Origin of the sequence: Rhizobium aethiopicum, assembly GCF_014197535.1 — a bacterium.
In the GTDB taxonomy this organism is placed as follows: Bacteria; Pseudomonadota; Alphaproteobacteria; order Rhizobiales; family Rhizobiaceae; genus Rhizobium; species Rhizobium aethiopicum_A.
Genome location: NZ_JACIFV010000027.1, coordinates 57,283 through 80,657 on the forward strand (window position 1 = coordinate 57,283; position 23,375 = coordinate 80,657).

Annotated in this window: 22 protein-coding genes and 1 riboswitch; of the genes, 13 read left to right on the forward strand and 9 right to left on the reverse strand. The window is 60.7% G+C overall.

The features are described 5' to 3' along the window. The first annotated feature begins 9 nt into the window (after nucleotides 1-9). Both GGD53_RS26575 and GGD53_RS26580 read left to right on the forward strand, forming a co-directional pair. Nucleotides 10-585 carry a DUF2059 domain-containing protein gene (locus GGD53_RS26575; protein ID WP_184459721.1) on the forward strand — a complete coding sequence of 192 codons (576 nt, stop codon included), beginning with the start codon at nucleotides 10-12 and terminating at the stop codon, nucleotides 583-585. Nucleotides 586-679: 94 nt separating this feature from the next. Next, nucleotides 680-964: an acylphosphatase gene (locus GGD53_RS26580; RefSeq protein ID WP_184459722.1), complete on the forward strand. Its 285-nt coding sequence runs from the start codon at nucleotides 680-682 to the stop codon at nucleotides 962-964. 40 nt (nucleotides 965-1,004) lie between these two features. On the opposite strand, the gene GGD53_RS26585 is transcribed toward GGD53_RS26580, so the two are convergent. Next, a complete protein-coding gene (locus GGD53_RS26585) occupies nucleotides 1,005-1,223 on the reverse strand; it encodes a hypothetical protein (RefSeq protein WP_041678876.1) in 219 nt (72 codons plus the stop codon). Between the two features lie 203 nt (nucleotides 1,224-1,426). On the opposite strand from GGD53_RS26585, the gene gor reads away from it, so the two are divergent. Beyond that, a complete protein-coding gene (gor, locus tag GGD53_RS26590) occupies nucleotides 1,427-2,812 on the forward strand; it encodes a glutathione-disulfide reductase (RefSeq protein WP_184459723.1) in 1,386 nt (461 codons plus the stop codon). Between the two features lie 6 nt (nucleotides 2,813-2,818). Here gor and GGD53_RS26595 read toward each other — a convergent pair whose 3' ends face one another. Then, nucleotides 2,819-4,102, reverse strand: coding sequence for a pilus assembly protein TadG-related protein (locus GGD53_RS26595; RefSeq protein ID WP_184459724.1), 1,284 nt, complete (start codon nucleotides 4,100-4,102; stop codon nucleotides 2,819-2,821). Between the two features lie 187 nt (nucleotides 4,103-4,289). On the opposite strand from GGD53_RS26595, the gene GGD53_RS26600 reads away from it, so the two are divergent. Beyond that, a complete protein-coding gene (locus GGD53_RS26600; RefSeq protein WP_184459725.1) occupies nucleotides 4,290-5,663 on the forward strand; it encodes a class II 3-deoxy-7-phosphoheptulonate synthase in 1,374 nt (457 codons plus the stop codon). A 59-nt stretch (nucleotides 5,664-5,722) separates the two neighbouring features. Here GGD53_RS26600 and GGD53_RS26605 read toward each other — a convergent pair whose 3' ends face one another. Next, nucleotides 5,723-7,561 (reverse strand): ABC transporter ATP-binding protein, encoded by a 1,839-nt coding sequence (locus tag GGD53_RS26605; protein ID WP_184459726.1) that lies wholly within the window; start codon nucleotides 7,559-7,561, stop codon nucleotides 5,723-5,725. A gap of 286 nt (nucleotides 7,562-7,847) precedes the next feature. Between GGD53_RS26605 and GGD53_RS26610 the strand changes: the two genes are divergently transcribed. Continuing rightward, complete coding sequence (locus GGD53_RS26610; RefSeq protein ID WP_184459727.1) at nucleotides 7,848-8,249, forward strand: GFA family protein; 402 nt, start codon at nucleotides 7,848-7,850, stop codon at nucleotides 8,247-8,249. 17 nt (nucleotides 8,250-8,266) lie between these two features. Here the strand turns inward: GGD53_RS26610 and GGD53_RS26615 are convergent, their stop codons facing one another. Next, a complete protein-coding gene (locus tag GGD53_RS26615) occupies nucleotides 8,267-8,797 on the reverse strand; it encodes a DUF1003 domain-containing protein (protein ID WP_064810513.1) in 531 nt (176 codons plus the stop codon). Between the two features lie 189 nt (nucleotides 8,798-8,986). Here GGD53_RS26615 and GGD53_RS26620 point away from each other — a divergent pair, with 189 nt between their 5' ends. Further along, nucleotides 8,987-10,666 (forward strand): NAD+ synthase, encoded by a 1,680-nt coding sequence (locus tag GGD53_RS26620; protein WP_184459728.1) that lies wholly within the window; start codon nucleotides 8,987-8,989, stop codon nucleotides 10,664-10,666. A 44-nt stretch (nucleotides 10,667-10,710) separates the two neighbouring features. Continuing rightward, nucleotides 10,711-11,541: a TolB family protein gene (locus GGD53_RS26625; RefSeq protein ID WP_184459729.1), complete on the forward strand. Its 831-nt coding sequence runs from the start codon at nucleotides 10,711-10,713 to the stop codon at nucleotides 11,539-11,541. 678 nt (nucleotides 11,542-12,219) lie between these two features. On the opposite strand, the gene GGD53_RS26630 is transcribed toward GGD53_RS26625, so the two are convergent. Then, nucleotides 12,220-13,287 carry a 3-deoxy-7-phosphoheptulonate synthase gene (locus tag GGD53_RS26630; RefSeq protein ID WP_184459730.1) on the reverse strand — a complete coding sequence of 356 codons (1,068 nt, stop codon included), beginning with the start codon at nucleotides 13,285-13,287 and terminating at the stop codon, nucleotides 12,220-12,222. A 319-nt stretch (nucleotides 13,288-13,606) separates the two neighbouring features. After that, nucleotides 13,607-13,793: riboswitch (cobalamin riboswitch) on the forward strand. A 42-nt stretch (nucleotides 13,794-13,835) separates the two neighbouring features. Between GGD53_RS26630 and bluB the strand changes: the two genes are divergently transcribed. Then, entirely contained in the window at nucleotides 13,836-14,525 is a 690-nt protein-coding gene (bluB, locus tag GGD53_RS26635) for a 5,6-dimethylbenzimidazole synthase (protein ID WP_184459731.1), read from the forward strand. Between the two features lie 3 nt (nucleotides 14,526-14,528). On the opposite strand, the gene GGD53_RS26640 is transcribed toward bluB, so the two are convergent. Further along, nucleotides 14,529-15,629: a DUF2865 domain-containing protein gene (locus GGD53_RS26640; RefSeq protein ID WP_184459732.1), complete on the reverse strand. Its 1,101-nt coding sequence runs from the start codon at nucleotides 15,627-15,629 to the stop codon at nucleotides 14,529-14,531. A gap of 258 nt (nucleotides 15,630-15,887) precedes the next feature. Here GGD53_RS26640 and GGD53_RS26645 point away from each other — a divergent pair, with 258 nt between their 5' ends. After that, the gene (locus tag GGD53_RS26645; RefSeq protein WP_184459733.1) at nucleotides 15,888-16,250 is read left to right on the forward strand and encodes a YciI family protein; all 363 of its coding nucleotides are present in this window, start codon (nucleotides 15,888-15,890) and stop codon (nucleotides 16,248-16,250) included. Then, nucleotides 16,247-17,476 carry an RNA polymerase sigma factor gene (locus tag GGD53_RS26650; protein WP_184459734.1) on the forward strand — a complete coding sequence of 410 codons (1,230 nt, stop codon included), beginning with the start codon at nucleotides 16,247-16,249 and terminating at the stop codon, nucleotides 17,474-17,476. Before GGD53_RS26645 ends, GGD53_RS26650 begins: the two co-directional genes overlap by 4 nt. Before the next feature lie 89 nt (nucleotides 17,477-17,565). Here GGD53_RS26650 and GGD53_RS26655 read toward each other — a convergent pair whose 3' ends face one another. Further along, nucleotides 17,566-18,015 carry a hypothetical protein gene (locus GGD53_RS26655; RefSeq protein WP_184459735.1) on the reverse strand — a complete coding sequence of 150 codons (450 nt, stop codon included), beginning with the start codon at nucleotides 18,013-18,015 and terminating at the stop codon, nucleotides 17,566-17,568. After that, nucleotides 18,015-18,611 (reverse strand): demethoxyubiquinone hydroxylase family protein, encoded by a 597-nt coding sequence (locus GGD53_RS26660; protein ID WP_184459736.1) that lies wholly within the window; start codon nucleotides 18,609-18,611, stop codon nucleotides 18,015-18,017. Before GGD53_RS26660 ends, GGD53_RS26655 begins: the two co-directional genes overlap by 1 nt. A gap of 150 nt (nucleotides 18,612-18,761) precedes the next feature. On the opposite strand from GGD53_RS26660, the gene GGD53_RS26665 reads away from it, so the two are divergent. Continuing rightward, the gene (locus GGD53_RS26665; RefSeq protein WP_184459737.1) at nucleotides 18,762-19,295 is read left to right on the forward strand and encodes a ribonuclease H family protein; all 534 of its coding nucleotides are present in this window, start codon (nucleotides 18,762-18,764) and stop codon (nucleotides 19,293-19,295) included. 169 nt (nucleotides 19,296-19,464) lie between these two features. On the opposite strand, the gene GGD53_RS26670 is transcribed toward GGD53_RS26665, so the two are convergent. Beyond that, nucleotides 19,465-20,106, reverse strand: coding sequence for a GntR family transcriptional regulator (locus GGD53_RS26670; RefSeq protein WP_184459738.1), 642 nt, complete (start codon nucleotides 20,104-20,106; stop codon nucleotides 19,465-19,467). Between the two features lie 175 nt (nucleotides 20,107-20,281). Here GGD53_RS26670 and GGD53_RS26675 point away from each other — a divergent pair, with 175 nt between their 5' ends. Continuing rightward, nucleotides 20,282-21,706 (forward strand): M20 family metallopeptidase, encoded by a 1,425-nt coding sequence (locus GGD53_RS26675; protein WP_184459739.1) that lies wholly within the window; start codon nucleotides 20,282-20,284, stop codon nucleotides 21,704-21,706. Beyond that, nucleotides 21,699-23,375: a M28 family peptidase gene (locus GGD53_RS26680; RefSeq protein WP_184459740.1), complete on the forward strand. Its 1,677-nt coding sequence runs from the start codon at nucleotides 21,699-21,701 to the stop codon at nucleotides 23,373-23,375. The genes GGD53_RS26675 and GGD53_RS26680 overlap by 8 nt, the downstream gene beginning before the upstream one ends.

The window sequence follows — 23,375 nt, forward strand, 5'->3', positions numbered from 1 at the left end:
CATACACTTATGATGAACATTGCAGGTCTTGGCCGTCTTGCCGCTGCGACCATCGTTCTTTCCGGGCTTGCCTTCGGCTCCGCCGTCAAGGCGCAGGAAGTTTCCGAAGAGCAGCTGAAGGCTGCGCGCGCGGCGATTGACGCGATCGGCGCCACCGCCCAGTTCGACAATATCCTGCCCGGCCTCGCCGAGCGCCTGAAGGCCGGCCTGATCCAGGATTCGCCGAACTATCAGGACATCATCTCATTGACCGTCGACGCGCAGGCGCTGAAGCTGGCGCCGCGCCGCGGTGATCTGGAAAAGGAGGCGGCGCTCACTTATGCCAAGGCCTTCACGGTCGACGAGCTGAAGGCGATTGCGGATTTCTATAATTCCGACGTCGGAAAGAAGCTGCTGCGCGATGGTCCAGTCGCCTCCCGCGAAACGGCTAAGGCTGCCGACATCTGGGCGCAGGGCATTTCGCGAGACTTGGAAAAGCAGAGCAATGCCGAGCTGTCCAAGGTCATTAAGGCGCCACCGCCGGCAACCGAGAGCCCAGTGGCTCCGGCACCCGCTCCGGCGCCGGCCCCGGCTGCCCAGAAGTAAGGGCTGCCTCCGCAGATTTGCAAAAGCCCGGCATCGTCCGGGCTTTTTTGTTATGATGGACCCGGCAATAGCGGCTAGGTTTTGGTGAGGCGATATGTCCGATCATGACGAGGCGGTGCGAGTGCGAATATCGGGCAGGGTCCAAGGTGTCGGTTTTCGCATGTGGACACGCGATGAGGCGCTGCGGCTCGGCGTAACGGGTTGGGTGCGCAACGAGGCGGACGGATCCGTGTCCGCCTTGATCGCTGGAGCGGATAGCGCGATTTCGACAATGATCGAGAGTTTGAGGCGCGGACCTGCAGGGGCATCGGTCTCAAGCGTCGAGACGGAAGCGGCTCAGCTCGAGAATATGCCGAGGGATTTCCACATTACCGGCTGAGAGCGGCAAATCCTCGAGAGAGAAAACACGGCATGGGCGGTCAGCCCCAGTCCTTCGAACTCTTGGCCAACTGCCATACGCCAGTCTCATCCGGCTCTACGCGCTTGTTGCCGCGGTAGAAGATCGGCAGCCCTGTTTTCTTGTCCATGGCAAAGCGGCTTGGTGTGAATTTCTCGCCCTCGTGGCCCTGGATGGCGAGGTTGAGCGCTTCCTTGAACTTGCCGGCCCTGCACAGGTTGGCGAAGAGAGTTTGATCCATCTTTTGCTCCGGCATCCTTTCAGTCTCGTGCATTGCCTGCCAGCCTCTGCCGACAGGGTCAACCGTAAACGGTGACCGAGGCAACTTCCGATCAAGATTCGGCAATGGAGTACGGGAAGACGCAGGAGCAGGGCTTTTGTTTTCATGATGATCGCCCCTATATCAGGAACGTCCTTCCTGCGATTCCCCTTCCGGAGCTTCTCATGTCTTCCTATGATTACGACCTTTTCGTCATCGGCGGTGGTTCCGGAGGCGTGCGCGCTGCGCGCGTCGCCGCCTCGCTCGGCAAGAAGGTGGCGATCGCCGAGGAATATCGCTACGGCGGAACATGCGTCATCCGCGGCTGCGTGCCGAAGAAACTCTTCGTCTATGCTTCGCAGTTCCACGAGCACTTCGAGGATGCAGCGGGTTTCGGCTGGACGGTCGGCCGAAGCAGCTTCGACTGGAAGAAGCTGGTGGCTGCCAAGGATGCGGAGATCGCGCGGCTGGAAGGCCTCTACAAGAAGGGGCTCGCCGGCTCCAATGCCGAGATCCTGGAAACGCGCGCCGAGCTCGTCGATGCCCATACGGTGCGGCTCGTGAAAACAGGGCAGACGGTGACGGCCAAGACGATCGTGATCGCGACCGGCGGACGCCCGAACCCGCATGTCGCGCTTCCCGGTCACGAGCTTTGCATTTCCTCCAACGATGCCTTTCATCTCGAAGAACTGCCGAAATCGATCGTGATCGCAGGCGGCGGTTACATCGCCGTCGAATTCGCCAATATCTTCCATGGCCTCGGCGTGGCGACGACGCTGATCTATCGCGGCGCCGAAATCCTGTCTCGCTTCGACGAGGATCTGAGGCGGGGCCTGCACGAGGCAATGGTCGCCAAGGGCATCCGCATCCTCTGCCATGACACGCTGCAGCAGGTTTCGAACGCCGAGGATGGGCTCGTGCTGGAGACGCTGAACAGCGGCACGCTGCAGGCCGATGTCGTCATGCTGGCGCTCGGGCGCGATCCGAATACGGAAGGCCTCGGCCTCGAGGCAGCCGGCGTCGCCATGGACGAGCGCGGCGCCATCGTCGTCGACGATTATTCCCGTACCAATGTCGAAAATATCTATGCTCTCGGTGATGTCACCAATCGGGTACAGCTGACGCCGGTGGCGATTCACGAGGCGATGTGCTTCATCGAGACCGAGTACAAGAACAATCCGACCCGGCCGGACCATGAACTGATCCCCACCGCCGTCTTCTCACAGCCCGAGATCGGCACCGTCGGCCTGTCGGAAGAAGAGGCGGGCAAGCGGTACAGTGAGCTCGAAGTATACCGCGCCCAATTCCGACCGCTGAAAGCGACGCTTTCCGGCCGCCCCGAGCGGATGATCATGAAGCTGATCGTCGATGCGGCGAGCCGCAAGGTGGTGGGGGCTCATATCCTCGGGCACGATGCCGGTGAGATGGCGCAGCTGCTCGGCGTCACGCTCAAGGCCGGCTGCACCAAGGACGATTTCGACCGGACGATGGCGCTGCACCCGACCGCGGCCGAAGAGCTCGTCACCATGTATGCGCCGAGCTATCGCATCCGTGATGGGCAGCGCCTCTGAGCCCTGTTAACTGGTGATGCGCGGCGCGCGGATGACTTTGAGGAAAAGCGCCTTCATCGCGTCGGCGATGCCGTCGGTCGGCGTGACTTCGAAATAAAGGCCGGGCGACGCGCAGGCCTGCATTTTCGTCGGTATCTCGCTCTGGAAGGGCTTGATCCAGGTGTTGTACCAGTTGTTGCTGGGCAGCGGCAGGTAAGTGGTATAGAGCACGGCGATCTTGACGCCGCGGTCCTTCAGCGGCTTGCAGAAACTCGCGTCGATCGGCTCCTGGCAGCGACCGCCGGTCGTCTTCTTGGTGCATGTCGAGGGCTTGTAGCTGTCGCCGACGCCGTCGGCGACGAAAAACAGGATTTTTTCAGGGCTGATATTCGAGGTTCCGTCGCCCGCGGGGTCGATGATCGTGTTGATCTGCGTCATCGCGCTGTCGAAGCTCGTGAGCTGGTCACTGTTGTAATTCTGGTAAGGAATTGTCATCAGGTCGACCGCGTCGGTATAATTCTTGACCTTTGTCAGGTCGGAGGTGAGGCCGGAAATCGTCGTCAGCTTCGCGTCCTCGGCCTTGGTGCCGAACGTGTAGACACCCATTCGAAACTGATCGCTGCTGACGCGCTCGGCCTTGGCCGTATCGGTCAGCGCCTGGGTGGCCTGGCGAACCACGTCGATGCGCATGGTGACGCCGAGGCTCTTGGCTATGGTGTAGTTGTTGGTGCTCTGGTCCATCTGGTGACAGGCGAAAGCGCAGCCGGTCTTGGCTTGCAGCTTTGAAACGTCGGTTGCGGTCGCGCCGACGCCCATGGAAGGCGTGTTGTCGAGCAGGATGTAGAAATCCATGAAGGCGGCAGTCTGGTATTCGGCTGTCGCCGTGCCGGAGATGGTGATCGAATCCCGGCCAAAAATGCGCATGAAGGTCGTCGGCACGGTCGCGGTGAAGGAAACCTGCGAGTTCAGCTTATTGGCGGTTTTGGTGACGTCGATGCCGAGATCGATTTGAATGTCGGTCAGCTCACCCGACGTTTGAGAGATGAAGATGTTGCGGGCGTCGGTCTTGCCAAGCGAGACCGTGCCGTTGCCGTTCATTGTCATTGCGGCGGCGACCGCGCCGGATTTTTCGGCGATCGAACCGACGGCCGCAGCATCGGCGGCGGCGTAGAGCTGCGTTCTCAGGCTCAGTGCGTGGGCCACATCCACCGCCATGCCGGCCGCACCCACGAGCGGCACCATCAGCAATGCCGTCATGATGCCGAAATTGCCCGAGCGGTCCAATATGAAGCCGGGCGGAAGGATCGCCATGACATGTCCTCGAGTTGAAACTCCTTCAGCTTCTACACGCAAAGTCTGAAATATGGGGAAATCGACATGGTATATGCTGGTTTAAAGCTTCCGGTGATTGGCCTTTGCAAGCTTGATCTAAAGGTCTATAAGCCGCCGGATATTAAGACAGGGCATCCGAGGAATGGATGTGAGTGAGGTTGGTAAAATGGCAGAGAACTGGACTCCGAGCAGCTGGCGGCAGAAACCGATCCTGCAGGTTCCCGAATATCCCGATGCAGCCGCTTTGGCGGCAACAGAGGCCACTCTCGCCAGCTATCCGCCGCTCGTCTTCGCCGGCGAAGCGCGCCGCCTGAAGAAGCATCTCGCCAATGTCGCTGAGGGCAACGGTTTTCTGTTGCAGGGCGGCGACTGCGCCGAGAGCTTCGCCGAACACGGCGCCGACAACATCCGCGATTTCTTCCGCGCCTTCCTGCAGATGGCCGTCGTGCTGACCTTCGGCGCGCAGCTGCCGGTCGTCAAGGTCGGCCGCATCGCCGGCCAGTTCGCCAAGCCGCGCTCGTCCAATGTCGAGAAGCAGGGCGACGTGACACTGCCCGCCTATCGCGGCGACATCATCAACGGCATCGAATTCACCGAGGAGTCGCGCATTCCGAACCCGGAACGCCAAGCCATGGCCTATCGCCAGTCGGCCGCGACGCTGAACCTTCTGCGCGCCTTTGCGATGGGCGGCTACGCCAATCTCGAAAACGTGCATCAGTGGATGCTCGGCTTCGTCAAGGACAGCCCGCAGGGCGAGCGTTACCGCAAGCTGGCCGACCGCATCAGCGAAACCATGGATTTCATGAAAGCGATCGGCATCACTTCGGAAAACCACCCGAGCCTGCGCGAGACCGATTTCTTCACCAGCCATGAGGCGCTGCTGCTCGGCTACGAGGAAGCGCTGACCCGCGTCGATTCCACCTCCGGCGACTGGTATGCCACGTCAGGTCACATGATCTGGATCGGCGACCGCACGCGCCAGGCCGACCATGCGCATATTGAATATTGCCGCGGCATCAAGAACCCGATCGGCCTGAAATGCGGCCCGTCGCTGCAGGCCGATGATCTGCTGCAGCTGATCGACATTCTGAATCCCGCTAACGAAGCGGGCCGTCTGACGCTGATCTGCCGCTTCGGCCATGAAAAGGTCGCCGAGAACCTGCCGCGTCTCATTCGCGCCGTCGAGCGCGAAGGCCGCAAGGTCGTCTGGTCGTGCGATCCGATGCACGGCAACACGATCACGCTCAACAACTACAAGACCCGTCCTTTCGAGCGGATCCTGTCGGAAGTCGAAAGCTTCTTCCAGATCCATCGCGCCGAAGGCACGCACCCCGGCGGCATCCATGTCGAGATGACCGGCAAGGACGTGACGGAATGCACCGGCGGCGCTCGCGCAGTCACTGCCGAGGACCTGCAGGACCGTTATCACACCCATTGCGATCCGCGTCTCAACTCCGACCAGGCACTCGAACTCGCCTTCCTGCTTGCCGAGCGCATGAAGGGCGGCCGCGACGAGAAGCGCATGGTCGCCAACGGCTGAGGACAGGCCTGAGAGGCATAACGAAAAACCCGGCTCGATGCCGGGTTTTTTTGTTGGCTTCAGATGCTGGCCTGAACGCTGTGCAGGTTGGCGTAGACGCCGCCTTGCGCCATCAGATCATCATGCGTGCCCTGTTCGACAATGCCATCGCCCGTCAGGACCAGGATGCGGTCGGCATGGCGGACGGTCGACAGGCGGTGGGCGATGACCAGGGTGGTCCTGCCATTCGCCAGACTGAGCAGCGCCTGCTGCACCTCCCGTTCGCTCTCGTTGTCGAGGGCGCTGGTCGCTTCGTCGAAGATCAGGATTTCCGGATCTTTCAGGAAAGCGCGGGCGATGGTGATGCGTTGGCGCTGGCCGCCGGAGAGTTTGACGCCGCGCTGGCCGATATCGGTGTCATAGCCATTGGGCAGGGCCATGATGAAATCATGCGCATTGGCGGCGCGGGCCGCCGCTTCGAGATCGGCATCGGTCGCATCCGGCCTGCCGTAGCGCAGGTTTTCCGCAACAGTGCCGGCAAAGAGATAGACATCCTGCTGCACCACCCCGACATGGCGCCGCAGTGAGGCCAGCGTGACATCGCGGATATCGCTTCCGTCGATGCGGATTGCGCCCGCCTCGACGTCGTAGAAGCGTGGTATCAGCGCGCAAAGCGTACTCTTGCCCACTCCCGAAGGGCCGACCAGGGCCACGAATTCCCCTGGGGCAATGGTGAGAGAAAGCCGCTCCAGCACCCTGGGACCATCGGCTTCGTAGCCGAAGGCGACGTCGGAAAAACTGATCTCGCCTCTCGGCGCCGGCATCGGACGCGCGTTCGGCCGATCGGTGATATCGGGATCGATCTCGAGGATTTCCATGGCCCTGATGAAGCCGGTATATCCCTCCTGCCAGAGGCGCACGAAGTTCGCGAGCCGCTGCACCGGATCGACCAGCACGCCGACGCAGAGCAGGAAGGTCAGCATATCCGGGACGGTCAGGTCCGCCGTTAGGATGCGCAGGCCTCCTGCGATGATCACCAATATGGTGACGAGCTGGGCGAAGGTTTCGGTGCCGACCGAAAACCAGGCCTCGCTGCGGTAGCCGTCGGCGCGGCTTTGCAGGAAACGCTGGTTCTGCGCCGCGAAACGCTGCCTTTCCAGCGCCTCGTTGGCGAAGGACTGGACGACACGGATACCCGCCAGCGCATCCTCGACACGCTCGTTGACGGCGGCGATCTGCCGCTTGCTGGCTTCGAGCGCATGGTTCATGCGCCGGTTGAAATAGAGTGCATAGGCCACCGCCACCGGAGTGAGCAGCAGAATGAGGGTCGCCAGCAGCGGGTCGATGAAGAACAGGACCAGCATGGCGCCCCCATATTTCAGAACGGCAATGGAGAGATCCTCGGGGCCGTGGTGAAAGAGCTCGCCCAGCCAGAGGGAATCGTTGGTGATGCGGCTCATCAATTGCCCGGTGCGTTGGCGATCGTAGAAGCTGAAGGACAGCTTCTGGCAATGCTCGAAGAGTTCCTGCCGCACCGTCGCTTCGATGCGGGCGCCCATGACATGACCGCGATAATCGACAAAGAAGATCGCCGCTATCTGGACCGCCAGAACGGCCAGCATCACACCGCCCATGGCAAGGATCTGCGCAAAGGCTTCGGGGGCATCCGGCAGAGCCAGAAGCCGGCTTGTGACGATGTTGGCGCAGAGGGGCAACGCCACGGCGGTGCCGGCCACGAGGATGGCGCAAAGCAGATCCGCCAGCAGCAAAGGTAGATGCGGGCGGTAATAGCAGATGAACTTGCGCATGCGCGACCAGTGCCGCTGGCGTTCAGCGGCGTTCGAATAGTCGCGGAAGAAGTTCAGGAAGAGGTTATGGAGTCGCGAGCTTTTCCTCGCGCGAGAGAATGGCGTGTGCATGAAGCAAAATGTCCTTGTGGGCGATGTTTCCTTTCTGTCTGGACAGGGTCGCTCTCATGTCAGTCTCCCGGCGGTTGAATAAAATGAGCCACTAGTATCACCGAGAACAGGGTGCGGTTCAACGCGGTGATGAGAGGAGATCGGCGGGTGTGGTCAACGGGCAACATCCGAGGGCCGCCAGCGACCCGTGAATGCTTCAAGATTTCTGATCGTTCGTTCAGGGGAATGGATTTGACGACAAGGTTTTGTGGCCGCAAGTTTCTCCAGGAGCGAGGGGAGAGCGATCATGAGTGAACACCATACAGGCGGCTGTCTTTGCGGCGCCGTGCGATTTTCAATTCGGGCAAAGCCCGGACCTGTCGTCGGTTGCCACTGTTCCCAATGCCGCCGGCAGACGGGACTCTATTATGCTGCGGTCAACGTACCGCGCGTGGCGCTTTCGGTGGAAGATCCCGGCGCGGTTCGTTGGTATCGGTCGAGCGGTGAGGCGCAACGCGGCTTCTGCGCCAATTGCGGCTCCGCTCTGTTTTGGCAGGGGGATGAAGCGGTGGAGGTTTCGGTCCTGGCAGGCGCCTTCGACGAACCGAGCGGCCTTGCCTTCAGCCATCACATTTATTGCACCGACAAGGGTGATTTCTACGAGATAACAGATGGCCTGCCGCAATATGACAGGTATCCATCCCGTTGATTTGAGGATGCCCTGCGTCAGGTCTTGGCAGCGAGCGCGGCGCTGAGACGAGCGACGTCTTCGCGCAGCGCCGTCAGTTCGGTCAGGACGCGCATGTCGATCTTCTGGTGCAGAGAGAGCACTTCGAGTTCGGCTTTGAGATTGACTTCGTAATCTTTGGCCGCCTCGAAGCGATCGCGCTCGGCTTGGCGGTTCTGCGACATCATGATGATCGGTGCCTGGATGGCGGCGAGCATCGACAGAATCAGGTTCAGGAAGACGAAGGGATAGGGATCGAAAGCGCCACTCGCCAAAACGATGGTGTTGATTATCGTCCAGACGACGAGGAAGGCCAGGAAGCCGAGGATGAACGACCATGAGCCGCCGACACGGGCGATGCTGTCGGCGATACGTTCTCCGAACGAGGCCTCGGCCGAAAAAGCGGCGTTGACGTCGGTCGAGATGATCTTGCGCTCGTGCGCTTTCGCCAGGACGCGCTTTTCCGTGTCGCCGAGTTCGTCGGCCGGTTTGTCGAAATGATGGTGCACGAAGTTCGAGAAGTTATTCATGGCCTGTTTCCGATGACCGTTATCAATGCTGCCGCTTTCGTGCGTCAGTATTCCGCTCCGCCGGTAAATTGCAATGCATCGGTGCCGTAAGCCTTCAGCGCGCCTGTTCACAAAAAATTCGTGAGCTCGGTGCAACGCTTTGGCCGCGAACGTGTTGCGGTAGCGGGAGCCGCAGGCTAAACAGATGACATGACACAGGAAAACGCTCTCTCCGATATCTTCCGCATCGCTATCGGCCAGCTCAATCCCACGGTCGGCGATGTGGCCGGCAATCTTGCCAAAGCACGTGAAGCACGCGCCGATGCAGGTCGGGAGGGCGCGCAGCTGCTCGTGTTGACCGAGCTTTTCATCTCCGGCTATCCGCCGGAAGACCTGGTGCTGAAGCCGGCCTTCATCCGTGCCTGCTGGAAGGCGGTGGAAAGTCTTGCGGCCGACACCGCCGATGGCGGACCGGGCGTCATCATCGGATTCCCCAGGCAGGACGAGAGGGGGCGCTATAATTCCGTCGCCGTGCTCGACGGCGGCAAGGTCGTCGCGGTGCGCGACAAGGTTGATCTGCCGAATTACGGCGAGTTCGACGAGAAGCGGGTCTTCGTGCAGGGGGCCATGCCGGGGCCGGTGAATTTCCGCGGCGTGCGGCTCGGCATTCCGATCTGCGAAGATATTTGGGGTGATCTCGGCGTTTGCGAGACGCTGGCCGAAAGCGGGGCGGAGATCCTGCTGTCGCCGAACGGGTCTCCCTATTATCGCGGCAAGGTCGATATCCGTCACCAGGTGGTGCTGAAGCAGGTGATCGAGACCGGCCTGCCGCTGATCTATGCCGCCCAGCTCGGGGGGCAGGACGAGCTCGTGTTCGACGGGGCGAGCTTCGCCTTCAACGCCGACAAATCGCTCGCCTTCCAGATGAGCCAGTTCGAGACGGCGCTTGCAGTGACGACATGGAAACGTGGGCAAGCGGGCTGGCACTGCGCCGAAGGACCGATGGTGCGTATCCCCGAGGGCGAGGAGGCCGATTATCGCGCCTGCCTGCTCGGCTTCCGCGACTACGTCAACAAAAATGGTTTCAAAACCGTCGTTCTCGGCCTTTCCGGCGGCATCGACTCGGCGATCTGCACAGCGATCGCGGTCGATGCCCTCGGAGAGGAGCGGGTGCGAACGGTCATGCTGCCCTATCGTTACACCTCGGAAGATTCGCTGAAGGATGCAGCCGACTGCGCCAAGGCGCTCGGCTGCCGCTATGACATCGTGCCGATCGAACAGCCGGTAACCGGCTTCAGCAGCGCGCTGTCCAACCTCTTCGAGGGTACGGAGAGCGGTATTACCGAGGAGAACTTGCAGAGCCGCGCGCGGGGCGTCATCCTGATGGCGATCTCCAACAAGTTCGGCGCGATGGTGGTGACGACGGGCAACAAATCGGAAATGTCGGTCGGCTACGCCACGTTGTATGGCGACATGAACGGCGGCTTCAATCCGATCAAGGACCTCTACAAGATGCAAGTCTATGCGCTGGCGCGCTGGCGCAATGAGAATGTACCGCCGACTGCGCTGGGCCCGTCGGGTGAGGTGATCCCGCAGAATATCATCGACAAGGCGCCATCGGCCGAGCTGCGCCCCGATCAAAAGGATCAGGATTCACTGCCGCCTTATCCCGTTCTCGACGATATTCTCGAGTGCCTGGTGGAGAAGGAAATGGCGGTCGAGGAGATCGTCGCGCGCGGCCACGACGTGGCGACCGTTCACCGGGTCGAGCATCTGCTCTATCTCGCCGAATATAAGCGCCGGCAATCGGCGCCGGGCGTGAAGATCACCAAGAAGAACTTCGGCCGCGACCGGCGCTATCCGATCACCAATCGATTCCGGGATCGCTGACGCAATCGGGATTGCTAGCGCCATCGGGACATCAGGGAGGCAGCATGCGCAGCTCGGTCGAGATCTACAATGTCAGGACGGGCAGGGCTCGCGAAGTCTGGCAGACCGACAGGCTGGTGGAGGCGCCGAACTTCTCGCCTGACGGTGCCTACCTGCTGTTGAACGGCGACGGGCTGCTCTACCGGCTGCCGCTCGATGGTGGCGACGTCACCCAGGTCGATACCGGCTTTGCCGTCAACTGCAACAATGATCACGGCATTTCGCCGGACGGCACCAAAATCGTCATCTCGGACAAGACCGAATTCGGAAAGTCGACGATCTATGTGTTGCCGATCGAGGGCGGCACGCCGCGGCTGGTCACGCAGAACCAGCCCTCCTATTGGCATGGCTGGTCGCCGGATGGCCGCCAGCTCGCTTATTGCGGCATCCGCGACGAACTCTTCGACATCTATACGATCTCCGTTAACGGCGGCGCCGAGACGCGGCTGACGCATGGCGAGGGCCGCAATGACGGGCCGGATTATTCGGCCGACGGGCAGTGGATCTATTTCAATTCCAGCCGCACCGGTTTGATGCAGATCTGGCGCATCCATCCGGATGGCACACGCCTCGAGCAGGTGACGTCGGACAATCAGGGGAACTGGTTTCCCCATCCTTCGCCCAAAAACGACAAGGTGCTGATCCTGTCCTACGACCCTTCGGTGTTCGACCATCCGCGAGACCTCGACGTGCGGCTGCGGCTGATGGATATGGACGGCGGCAATCTGAAGACGCTGTTCGAGCTGTTCGGCGGGCAGGGCACGATCAACGTGCCCTGCTGGTCTCCTGATGGCGAGGAATTCGCCTATGTACGGTATTTTCCGGCGAAATCTTGAGAGGGCGCACCGCCAGTTCATGATGGCGGGATGGGCAGTCACTGATTAGCGGGGGCTGTTTCCGCCGGACACAATGTTTCAGAAGCGCGGTGCACAGTAACTCTTGAGTGCCCTCCGATGCTTTGTAGTTGCACCGAAACAGACTCACCCCCGGAAGGGGGAAATTTTGAATCGATACTTGAAACTGTGGTCGGTCCCGACTGAAATGCCACTACGGTTGTCTCCGGTCGACCATACTTGGATGTGAACGAATAGAACACGATCGAGGCGAACTCATCAACGCCTCCATCTCGTGTTTTCGTCACCGCGACGATTTGGTTGTTATCGCAAACGACAAGACTAACTTCTGCGCCATCAACATACCATTGACCGGGCAGCTCAGGTGAAAGCACCCTTACGTTCCAACCCCGCTCGCTTGAGATGCGCCTGGCCTCATCTAGCGAGCTACCTAATTTAAAAACGCTTGGGCTATCAGCTGTGTCAGCCTTGGCGAGCTCGGCACTGAATCCCATGGTTGACGCTATACAACAGGCTAAAAGCAAGCGAGCAGGAGCGGCAATCAAGCTTCTTGTCCTTAAAATATTCAGTCATACGGCGTACGATTGCATCGATGCCGCCGACTCCACAAGCCATTTTTGAATGGGCGGCGGGTCTGCCCGCCGCGTTGAATGCGGCCGCCTAAGCGGCAACGGCGGCCTTGCGGCGGTCGCGGACAGCCTTGGCGAGATCCTCAAGTACTTCCACCGATATATCCCAGCCGATGCAGCCATCGGTGATGGACTGGCCGTAGACCAGCGGCTTGCCGGGGACGAGATCCTGGCGACCGGCGACGAGGTTGCTTTCGATCATCATGCCCTTGATGTGATGATTGCCCGTGGCGATCTGTCCGGCGACGTCCTTGACCACCCCCGGCTGGTTCATCGGATCCTTGCTGCTGTTGGCATGGCTGGCGTCGATGATGATGCGCGGGGCGACCCCGAGTTTCAGGCATTCCGCTGTGACGGCTTCGACATCGGCCGCCTGGTAATTCGGCCGCTTGCCGCCGCGCAGGATGATGTGGCAGTCCTCATTGCCCTTCGTCGAGGCGATTGCCGCCTGTCCGTCCTTGGTGACGGCCGGGAAGTGATGCGGTTGTGAAGCTGCCAGGATCGCGTCGAGCGCGACGCGAGCGCCGCCGTCGGTGCCGTTCTTGAAGCCGATCGGGCAGGAGAGGCCGGAGGCGAGCTGGCGATGGATCTGGCTCTCGGTCGTGCGCGCGCCAATCGCACCCCAGCTGACGAGGTCGGCAATGTATTGCGGCGTGATCGTCTCAAGGAATTCGACGCCGGCGGGAAGCCCGATCGCATTGACGTCGAGCAGCAGGCGTCTGGCAATTCTCAGCCCTTCCTCGATACGGTAGCTGCCGTCGAGATGCGGGTCGTTCATCAAGCCCTTCCAGCCGACTGTGGTGCGGGGCTTTTCGAAATAGACGCGCATGACGATTTCCAGATCGCTGGAGAAGCGCTGTCGCTGCTCGGCCAACCGCGCGGCATATTCGCGTGCGGCAACCGGATCGTGGATGGAGCAGGGGCCGATGACGACGATCAGGCGATCGTCTTCACCCTCGAGAATCTGATGGATGGCATTGCGGTTGCTGGTCACCGTCTCGCTGACTGAAGCAGTTCGGGGAATTTCCGCTATGATATCGGCGGGTTTGGTCAGCGGGGTGATCTCGAGAATACGCAGATCATCGATGGTATCGGGCACTGTATGGCTCCTGTTTGGTCATACCGTGCGGAACAAAAAAGCCGCCAGGTAGACTAGCGGCTGTTCGGGTGGTCGTCGCGTCGAATTCAGTTACGCACGGGCCCGCATCCGCTGGGAGCAGCGGTACGAATAAAATCGCGAGGCGTAGATTGAAGTCGTCGACATCCCGCGTATGTAGCGTCGCGGTCGCCCATTGTCACGCAAAATTTGCGAGCTGAAATCGCCATTCGGGGCGGCTGCCAATCCGCCCGTGAAACACCCCTCTGCGACGGAGGTTACAGGTTCGCTCCGCCTGCACTTGCCGCCGCGCCGGTTTCCTGAGATAGATGCGCCGTCAGGTGCTCGCCGTCGAGGCGGGAGAATCGGGAATCCGGTGCAAGGCCGGAACGTGCCCAACGCTGTAAGGCCGACGTCTGCCGCTTCATCATGCCACTGGCTTTTGCCGGGAAGGCTGCGGCAGATGGATGAAGCCAAGTCAGAAGACCGGCCTGGCGAGATAGACCCAACCCGCGCGGACGGCGGGCGGTTGCGTTGTTGGGGATTTGACGATGCGACCCTTTGATGCGGATGCCCTTTCGGCGGCATTCGGTTTTTCGTTGGCCGAACGTGAGGCCGTCTATCACGCGATCATGACGCGGCGTGACGTACGCAGCCAGTTCCTGGCCGATCCCTTGCCCGACGATGTCGTGGCGCGGCTCCTGACAGCGGCCCATCATGCGCCGTCGGTCGGCTTCATGCAGCCATGGAATTTCATTCTGGTGAAAAGTGCAGCCGTCCGTGCGCGCGTGCGCGACGCCTTTGCCGAGGCCAACGAAGAGGCGGCGTCGATGTTCGAAGGCGAGCGGCGGCAGGCCTATCGATGCCTCAAGCTCGAAGGCATCGTGGAGGCGCCGCTCGGCATATGCGTGACCTGCGATCCCACCCGCGGCGGCAGCGTGGTGCTGGGACGGACGCACAATCCGCGGATGGATTCCTATTCGACCGTTTGCGCCATCCAGAATCTCTGGCTTGCGGCCCGCGCCGAAGGCGTCGGCATTGGCTGGGTCAGCATCTTTCGTGAAGGCGACCTGAAATCGATTCTCGGCATACCCGAGCATATCGAGGTGGTCGCCTGGCTCTGCGCCGGCTTTGTCGACCGGCTTTATGACGAACCGGAACTCTCGGTCAAAGGCTGGCGGCAGCGGCTGCCGCTCGAGGAACTGGTTTTCCACGATGGATGGGGACGCAACGACCCATAGCAATTACTGCTGTTGTGGTTGCGGGCCGGGAGTCGCCGGATTGGCAAGGTCGATCGAGCCCTGGTCGCCGGCGAGGAATTGCGGGCCGACCTGACGGACCTTGTTCTGCGTGGGGTCGTAGGGACGTTCGGGAACGGATGGCTGCAGCGGGGCTGACGCTGCCGCAGTATCTTTCGCCGGCGGATTGGTGCGGACCGCCGTGATCGAGCTCTGCTGCTGCGGTTCGCTCAGGGCCTGCTTGCCGCGCATCTCCTCGTAATAGGCGGTGAGATTGCAGGCACAGGAATTTTTCTCGCCAGGCGCGCGGTTCTTGTAGACAAAGGCGTTCTTCATGGCGCTATAGGGTGCGCCCGTTGCGACCGAGATCATGTTAGAGGAGTCGGTGCTGGTCACGTCGCGATAGAAGAGCTCGGTTTCAATGCCGGGGCACATCTTGGCGCAGGTCTGGGCATCGCGGCCGAAATCCACCGAAGTGGTGTTCGAGCTGATCGGGAAGAAGCCGCCGTCGCAGCTGCGCACGCAGATGGTGCTGATCGGTGAAAACATTTCAGCCCTCGGCAGGCCGTAACGCAGATCGGTCCCTTCACCGCCGCCGAGCGGGATGAAGGTATCGGTGCTCATCGCCTGTTCCTCGACACTTGGGGCGGTGTCGTTTGCGCTACGCTCGGTCGGGGCATAGAAATTGTCGCTGTTGCAGCCGTTGCGTTCGAGTGTCGCCGTCAATTCTCGGCGCGCGTCGTCGGTGCCGTCGCCCTGGTTGCGCAGCTCGTCGCGGCGCTCCTGGAGATAACGAATATTGTCGATCATCCGGGCTTCGGCGTCAGAGAGTTCGGCGCAAAAATCGGCATTGTCACCGCCAATCACGACCATGCTGCCAGAGGTGCATCCGTTATTGCGCAGATCGTTGCGGACCTTGCGCAGCTCGAGGTTCTGCTCGGCCATGGCGCTGGCATATTGGCGCGCTTCCGGCCCGTTATTGTTGCCGATCGATCGTGGTAGGTCGGCAAGGCGACCGCGTAAGTCGTTGCAAATGGCGCTGCTCTGTGCGGCGGCCGGTGATGCCAGCGCAAGCATAAGAGCAAGAGACAGGTTTCGGCGTTTCACGGCGTCGTCCGGGAATAAGAAAGTGTCGATCGGTCAAAGGTGGCGTCCATCCGCCGTACCTTGTCTCTTAACGTGTTTCTCTTAATAAGCTTGGATCAATTCCTAGCGCATTTTCGAGATTTTATCCAGAAGATGCGGGCAACGGCGTTGCCCCGGAGACGGACACTGCAGCCGTTAACAGCAGTTCCCTTCTTCATCCGAATTGTTATTCTCGCCGCTCGCTCCTGCTGGAGATTGGTTTCACTGGGGATAAAGCAAATGCGCTACATGCTGATGCTGCATGCGGACGAAGCTGCCGGGAAGTCCATAGCGCCCGAGGACATGGCGCGCTTTATGGGCCAGATGTATGCCTATCAACAAGCGCTGGAGAAAGCGGCAGCATTCGTCTCCAGCAATGCCCTGGTCGGTTCCTCTGAGGCGAGTGTCGTTCGCGTTCAAGGGAATGAAGTCAGTGTTCTGGACGGCCCTTATGCGGATGTTCGCGAACAGTTCGGTGGGTACTTTATCATCGACGTTGCCGATATGGACGAAGCCAACAAATGGGCGGCGCGCTGCCCTGCTGCGTCCTGGGGAACGGTTGAGGTTCGTCGCATCAGGGATGCGTCGGAATATGCAGGATGACGGCTTCGGGTTCCACCGTTGCCCGAGGTGTAGCAGAGCGAGTGGCGCGCGAGAGCTATGGCCGTCTCGTCGCCTATCTTGGCGGGCGCTTGGGTGATATCGCGTCCGCCGAGGATGCGCTCGCGACTGCTTTCCTCACGGCTCTCGAAAAATGGCCTGCCGATGGCGTGCCCGACAACCCCGATGCCTGGCTGTTGACGATCGCGCGCAGGCGCCAGCTCGACGATTGGCGCAAGGACAAAGTGAAGGCGAAGAGCGCCGATCGTCTTGCCCTCATCGCCGAGGAACTCTCGGCTGCGGATGAGGAAATTGCGGACAGGCGACTGGCGCTCATGTTTGCCTGCGCACATCCTGGCATCGATGCGTCCGCGCGAACGCCGCTGATCCTCCAGACCGTGCTGGGCCTGACCGCTGCAGACATCGCCGCGCGGTTTCTCGTCTCTCCGAGGGCCATGGGCCAGAGGCTCGTAAGAGCCAAGGCGAGGATCAGGGATGAGAAAATTCCGTTCCTCGTGCCGGAAAAGGAGGAGCTGTCGCACCGGCTGCCGCCGATACTCGCCTCCATCTACGCCGTCTATACCAGCGTGTGGATGGACATCGACAGGGCGGAAGCGCTTGGACAAGAGGCAATCTGGCTTGCAAGCGTGGTTGTATCCCTGCTTCCGCACGAGCCGGAGCCAAAAGGTCTTCTTGCACTGATGCTTTATACGGAGGCGCGGCGATCATCCCGCAAGGCCCCCGACGGTGCATTCGTACCGCTGGACAGCCAGGATGTCGGACTGTGGGACCATGAGCAGTTGCGCCTCGCCGAAGGACTCCTCCGAGAAGCAAATGCAAACGGTCCCACCGGCCGCTACCAGATAGAGGCGGCCATCCAATCTGCCCATGTCGCGCGCCTTTTGAGCGGCATCTCAAACTGGCAAGCCGTCGTCTCCCTCTACGACGTGCTGGGCAGGATTGCTCCGTCGCCCGTCGTGACGCTCAATCGGTCCGTGGCCCTCGTGCGGATAGGGCAGGCAGACGCGGCTCTTGCTGACATATATGCGCTTGCCGGCGATCCGCGAATGGCCGACTACCTGCCGTACTGGACGGCCCGAGCGCAGATTTGCGCCGATCTGGGCAGGCGTGTCGAGGCGGCGGAAGCTTTCACGGTCGCTATCGGATTGTGTTGGTCGGAGGCAGAACGGCGCCACCTCGAAGAACAGCGCTCAAAAGTTTTGTGTTGACCGCGAGCTTTTTTGCGCGGCTTGTCGAAATCGAGAACTCCTGCACGACATCCATTTGTCCAACCAAGGAGTACGACATGACCACCACTTCAATAACTGTCCAGAGCATCTTCGCCTCCGCCACCGTTTCCAACTTTGACGAGGCACTCATCTGGTATGAGAAGCTCATGGGACGCCCCGCAGATAGCAAACCGATACCGGGCATGGCTCAGTGGCGTAACATGGGCGGGGCCGGCCTGCAGGTCTAGAAGGATGACAAACGCGCCGGCAACGGGATCATAACGATCGTCGTCCCCGAGCTCGAGGTTGAGCTCGAAAGGCTTTCGCGTCAGGGCTTGCAACTCGCCAACAAAATCGAAGGCGACTTTGGGCGCGTGGCTCAGATATTCGACGGTGAGGGCAACCGGATCAACCTGGCTGAGCCTCCCAAACGGTTTGCGAACAACTGACTTCGCCGTCTCCAGACTATTGAGCCTTTGGCCCAGAGCAATGGCTGCTTTGGGCCAATACCGGTGATGACTGAATGGCTGCCAGACCATCAAACCCGCTTGGAGCGCGCCATTTCGGCGCGCATCCAGCTTGAGTCTCCCCATGTCGATAGCCAGATCATCAGGTCGGTGAGCGCGGCGACGACGGGCAGAAGCAGGGCGTGGCCGATGCCGCGTCTTGTCTGGTTCCTCTCAGCCTCCCTGAGATGCGCCAATTCCTCTTCCTGGATCGAGGCGATGAGGCCGTGAAGCTCCCGATCACGGGTTTTCAGGAAGGCCAATTGATCTTCGAGATGGCGGTGAACTGTGCTTTCAACCGCCTCGGTGCAGATCCAGACCATGTTGCGCCCGCCGAGGGCCGTCAGGAAACCGAGCAGATAACCGCCGAGGCTCCAGAATGCCATGACGCGACATGGCTTGGCATTCCTGGATGGCATCGCGTGGCGAAACAGGCGGCAATGCTCGATCTCGTCGTCCCGCATTTCGCGAAGTGCGGACACCATCTCAGGAAACAGCCGACGGGCCATCCAGATCTGTGCCCCGTAGATGCGAATTGCGCCGAATTCGCCGGCGTGATTGACCTTGAGAATACGGCGAACGGTTACGGGATAATCCCGCTTGCCGGCGCTGCTCAACGGATTGTCCATGGCGCTGCCCCTCACAGTTTCCCATCGGCAGTAGGCGCTGTCGGCGCCACCGTCGTCAATAGTTGACACAAGGGAACGTACAATTCCAATGTCGGCTTCGGGTGGCCGTCGCAATCGCGACGGTCCGAGCGGGGCACAGCGAAGGCGAAAATGGCAGGCATTTCCAATGAGCTAGGCTCCCCCACAACGACGGCCGGAATACCGAAAGCCCAACGCGGTCTCTACGTCTTCGTGGACGGTTGTTATGATCCCGGTTTCGGGCACGGAGGCTGGGCCTTTGTCGTCTATCGCGAGGCTGCGGAAATCGCGTCCAGCTTCGGCGGTATGCGTGATTCCGCCAATAATTCGATGGAATTGACCGCCGTCTTGAAGGCAGTCATGTGGATCAATAGCGAAGCAACGGGCGAAGCCGCCACCATCTGGTCGGATTCCATCTATGCCGTCAAAGGCTGCAACGAAAGGCGGCACATTTGGAAGAACAACGGCTGGAAGAAAAGCGGTCCGAATGGGAACGCCCGAAGCCGAACGATCGCCAATGCGGAACTCTGGAAAGCGGTCGATCTTCAACTGTCACAGAACGCCCTGGTGACCATTGCCTGGTGCAAGGGCCATTCCGGCATCGTCGGCAACGAACGCGCGGATGAGCTTGCGGATGGAGGACGGCTGTCGGTACGGGGTTCGTGATATGCGGATATCAGCTGCGATGGTTGGGATGGCACGGCGCCAAAACTCCAGGCGGTTCCATCGCATAAAAGCCACAAGGCCATCGCCGGAGGTGGCGAAAAATGCACCCTCCAGCGATTTCCGGTTATGCCCAAGTTCCAGCAACAGCTGCCGGCGTCATTGAGGCCCATCAAGCTTGAAGAATGTGCCTGCGCGTCAGCTCCATCAGACCATCGGTGTCGCGTCTCTCTATCGCATCAACCATCTGCTGATGTTCGCGACCGGATTGCTCGATGCGGGCGCGCGTTCGCCACTGCGACACCGGCGCAGAGGATGTCCGCTGCCGAATCTCCGTGATCAGTTCCACAAGTTCCTGGTTGCCTGCGAGAGCAAGCAGATGGCGGTGGAAGGCGAGATTGGCTTCGTAAAGTTCAAGCATGGTGCCGTTCAGCACCAGATCGTCGAAGCGTGAAGCCAGAACCCGTAAGTTCGCAATATCCGCCTCGCTCGCATTCGCAACGATGCGGTCGCTGACGGCGACTTCGAGGATGACGCGAATGTCGCTGACCTCCTGGGCGCGGCGCCCGTCTTGCTCATGGACGTGATAACCTCGATTGGGGACATGCTCCACCAGTCGCTTCTGCACCAATCTGTCGAGAGCCCTGCGGACCTCGGGTCGCGTACAGTTATACCGCCTCTCGAGATCAATCTGCTTCAACCAGGTTCCGGGCGGGAGACGGCCGGCAAGGATATCCTGGAGAATGAGTTCGGTCACGTCGGAGGTTTGCGGCTCTTGTGCTTGCGCCGTCGCTCCGCTTTCCAGCGAATTCATGCAGTTCTCCCCAGCCCGATTTTGGCGATGACTATCATAGCTCTCCCCCGGCCAACAACGAGGCCGACTGACAGCGTTGAAAAATATTCCAGCTCATGGCTTGCGTGCTTGTCTCAATTGGAGCATAAAATTGGCGCCAATTTGATTACCATTATATAAGGCGGGTTGTAAATCCATGCAGAATTCCGATGCGGTTTGGGAAATCGTCGAGAGAAAGCGCGCGGCGTTCTTCGAGTTGAGCGACCGCATCTGGGACATTCCCGAGACCAATTACCTCGAACATCAATCTGCCGAAGAGCACGCCGGCATGCTGGAAAGGGAAGGCTTTCGTGTCGAGCGCGGCATTGCCGGGCTGCCGACGGCAGTCATGGGAGAAGCAGGCGAAGGCGGCCCGGTCATCGCAATCCTTGGCGAGTTCGATGCGCTGCCGGGATTGAGCCAGGAGGCCGGTATTGCCGAGCAGCGACCGTTGGTCGACGGCGGCAATGGTCACGGCTGCGGCCATAATATGCTGGGCGCCGGATCCATGCTCGCTGCCGCTGCGGTCAAGGATTTCCTTGCCGAAAGCGGCTTGATGGGAAGGGTGCGCTATTATGGCTGCCCCGCGGAGGAAGGCGGCTCTTCGAAGGGTTTCATGGTGCGCGCCGGCGTTTTCGACGACGTCGATATCGCGATCTCCTGGCATCCGGCAGCCTTTGCCGGCGTCAACAATCCCATCTCGCTCGCCTGCAATGAGATCAACTTCCATTTTTCGGGGCGGGCGTCGCATGCCTCCGCGACGCCGCATCTCGGCCGCAGCGCTCTCGATGCAGTGGAACTGATGAATGTAGGCGTCAATTATATGCGCGAGCACATGCCTTCCACCGCGCGCATCCACTATGCCATCACCGATGCGGGTGGTGGCGCGCCAAACGTCGTACAGGCACGCGCGACGGTACGCTATCTCGTCCGTGCAAGGACCTTGCCGGAACTCCTGTCTCTGGTTGCCCGCGTCAAGAAAATTGCCGAAGGTGCTGCCCTGATGACCGAGACGACCGTCCGGAGTGACATCGTCAGCGGCGATGCCAATCTCGTCGGCAATACACCACTCGAAGAGTGCATGTTCGCCCATCTGCAGCGGCTTGGCCCACCCGTGTTCGATGATGCCGACCGAGAAACGGCCCGCAGGTTCCAGCAGACCTTTAATGCAGAGGATATCGCTGCGTCCTATGGTCGTTTCGCGCTGACACCGAAGGAGGACCAGCCGCTCTGCGAGGAGATTTTTCCGTTGAATGCCGGTGACGGCACACTGGTCGGCTCCACCGATGTCGGGACCGTCAGCTGGGTGGTGCCGACCGTGCAGATGCGAGGGGCTACCTATGCTGTCGGTACGCCGGGACATTCCTGGCAGCTGGTTGCGCAAGGGAAACTGCCGGCTGCCCACAAGGGAACCGAACACGCCGCCAAGGTGATGGCGAGCACGGCCGCCGATCTCATCAGTAACTCCGAATTGATCGAAGCTGCCAAGGCCGATCACAGGGCGCGTCTGGAGCGTACGCCTTTCGTCAATCCGATCCCCGATGACGTTGATCCGCCATTGCCGGAGAAGGCTGATGCCTAACCCGGACTTGCAGCCCGATCGTGAACGCCTGATGGCGCATATCCGCGAGTTTGCCCGTCGGGTGAAATTGTCCGGAACGCCGGAGGAGCTCGAGAGCTTTCATTATCTTCAGGCGCAGATGGAGAGCTACGGATACGGGACGCAGCTGCTGTCGCATGATGCTTACATCAGCCTGCCCGGCCCGGCGAAGGTCGAGGTCGAAGGCGAAAGTCTCCGTTGCATTACCCATTCGATGTCAGTTCCGACGGCCGCAACGGGCATCAGCGGCGACCTTGAATATGTCGGCGAGGGCAAGGAAGCCGATTTCGTCGGCAAGGACTTGGCCGGCAAGATCGTCCTGGTCGAGGGGATTGCGACGGAGGAAGTCGCCGTGTTGGCGAGCGCGGCCGGCGCCCTCGGCGAAATCCATGTGAGCCCGAATGAGCATCTCTACGAAATGTGCGTGTCGCCGGTCTGGGGCAGCCCGTCGCAACACACGCGGGCTCATCTGCCGAAAACCGTGATCTGCACCATCGCGCGGGAAGATGGAGTGCGCCTGCGCGACAGGCTCGCTCTCGACGCAAAGGTCCGTGCGACGCTCACGGCAGAGGTCGACACCGGATGGCGCAGAACGCCGCTGCTTGTCGCCGAGCTTCAGCCGGCAGGCGAGGACAAACCGTTCGTACTGTTTTCGGGCCATCATGACACCTGGCATTTCGGCGTCATGGACAATGGCGGCGCGAACGCAACCATGCTGGAGGCGGCACGTTTGCTTGCCCTTCATGCGGGTGATTGGCGACGCGGCCTGCGCATCTGCTTCTGGTCAGGCCATTCGAACGGTCGCTATTCCGGCTCAGCCTGGTATGCGGATGAATTTTTCGACGAGCTCGATCGCCGCTGCGCCGTGCATGTCAATGTCGATTCCACGGGCGGCGAGGGCGCAACCGTCCTCACCAATTCCGGAGTCATCGATGAGTTGCAGCCGTTGGCGCTTGAGGTGATCGAGAGCGTCAGCGGACAAAGGCACGCGCGCAGGCGGCATGGCAGAGCCGCAGATCATTCATTCTGGGGTGTCGGCATCCCCTCAATTTTCGGCAGCCTCAGCCATCAGCCGCCGGGGCCTGTCAAGACGCTTACCGCGCTCGGTTGGTGGTGGCACACGCCGCACGACACGGTAGAGCATATCGATCCCGCCAATCTCAGTCGGGATACGCGGATCGTGCTGGAGATACTTTGGCGCCTGCTGACCTCGCCCATCCTGCCGCTTGACTATACGGTCTACGCACAGGCTCTCAGCCAACAGGTCGCGCAACTGCAGGCTCAGCTTTCCGGGCGCATCGAGCTGTCGGCTCTCGCAAGTGCAGTTGACGAGTTGAGCAGCAGCGCGAAAGCCGTATTGGAGGTGAAGGACCTGTCTCCGGCAAAGACGGCGCGCGTAAACGCGTCGCTGATGCGCGCCGGCCGCCATCTCGTGCCGCTGAATTATACGAGCGGCGAGCGCTTTCACCATGATCCTGCCCTTCCTCAGCCGGCCTGGCCGTCGCTGGAGGGGCTGCGAGCGTTGGGGGCGCAGCCGGTGGGATCGCCCGACATGCCTTTCTACGCTGTCCATGCCCGCCAGACGAGAAATCGACTAGTCCATGGGCTGAGGGAAGCCAACGCGGCTTTGCGTGCGGCCCTGGAGGACTGA

Bases quoted from the DNA above. Each gene is read 5' to 3' on its own strand.
- GGD53_RS26605 (WP_184459726.1), bottom strand. From the start codon at position 7,561: ATGCACACGCCATTCTCTCGCGCGAGGAAAAGCTCGCGACTCCATAAC.
- GGD53_RS26600 (WP_184459725.1), top strand. From the start codon at position 4,290: ATGGCAGAGAACTGGACTCCGAGCAGCTGGCGGCAGAAACCGATCCTG.
- bluB (WP_184459731.1), top strand. From the start codon at position 13,836: ATGCGACCCTTTGATGCGGATGCCCTTTCGGCGGCATTCGGTTTTTCG.
- GGD53_RS26655 (WP_184459735.1), bottom strand. From the start codon at position 18,015: ATGGTCTGGCAGCCATTCAGTCATCACCGGTATTGGCCCAAAGCAGCC.
- GGD53_RS26610 (WP_184459727.1), top strand. From the start codon at position 7,848: ATGAGTGAACACCATACAGGCGGCTGTCTTTGCGGCGCCGTGCGATTT.
- GGD53_RS26660 (WP_184459736.1), bottom strand. From the start codon at position 18,611: ATGGACAATCCGTTGAGCAGCGCCGGCAAGCGGGATTATCCCGTAACC.
- GGD53_RS26620 (WP_184459728.1), top strand. From the start codon at position 8,987: ATGACACAGGAAAACGCTCTCTCCGATATCTTCCGCATCGCTATCGGC.
- GGD53_RS26650 (WP_184459734.1), top strand. From the start codon at position 16,247: ATGACGGCTTCGGGTTCCACCGTTGCCCGAGGTGTAGCAGAGCGAGTG.
- GGD53_RS26680 (WP_184459740.1), top strand. From the start codon at position 21,699: ATGCCTAACCCGGACTTGCAGCCCGATCGTGAACGCCTGATGGCGCAT.
- GGD53_RS26675 (WP_184459739.1), top strand. From the start codon at position 20,282: ATGCAGAATTCCGATGCGGTTTGGGAAATCGTCGAGAGAAAGCGCGCG.
- gor (WP_184459723.1), top strand. From the start codon at position 1,427: ATGTCTTCCTATGATTACGACCTTTTCGTCATCGGCGGTGGTTCCGGA.
- GGD53_RS26575 (WP_184459721.1), top strand. From the start codon at position 10: ATGATGAACATTGCAGGTCTTGGCCGTCTTGCCGCTGCGACCATCGTT.
- GGD53_RS26595 (WP_184459724.1), bottom strand. From the start codon at position 4,102: ATGGCGATCCTTCCGCCCGGCTTCATATTGGACCGCTCGGGCAATTTC.
- GGD53_RS26645 (WP_184459733.1), top strand. From the start codon at position 15,888: ATGCGCTACATGCTGATGCTGCATGCGGACGAAGCTGCCGGGAAGTCC.
- GGD53_RS26615 (WP_064810513.1), bottom strand. From the start codon at position 8,797: ATGAATAACTTCTCGAACTTCGTGCACCATCATTTCGACAAACCGGCC.
- GGD53_RS26665 (WP_184459737.1), top strand. From the start codon at position 18,762: ATGGCAGGCATTTCCAATGAGCTAGGCTCCCCCACAACGACGGCCGGA.
- GGD53_RS26585 (WP_041678876.1), bottom strand. From the start codon at position 1,223: ATGGATCAAACTCTCTTCGCCAACCTGTGCAGGGCCGGCAAGTTCAAG.
- GGD53_RS26580 (WP_184459722.1), top strand. From the start codon at position 680: ATGTCCGATCATGACGAGGCGGTGCGAGTGCGAATATCGGGCAGGGTC.
- GGD53_RS26625 (WP_184459729.1), top strand. From the start codon at position 10,711: ATGCGCAGCTCGGTCGAGATCTACAATGTCAGGACGGGCAGGGCTCGC.
- GGD53_RS26670 (WP_184459738.1), bottom strand. From the start codon at position 20,106: ATGAATTCGCTGGAAAGCGGAGCGACGGCGCAAGCACAAGAGCCGCAA.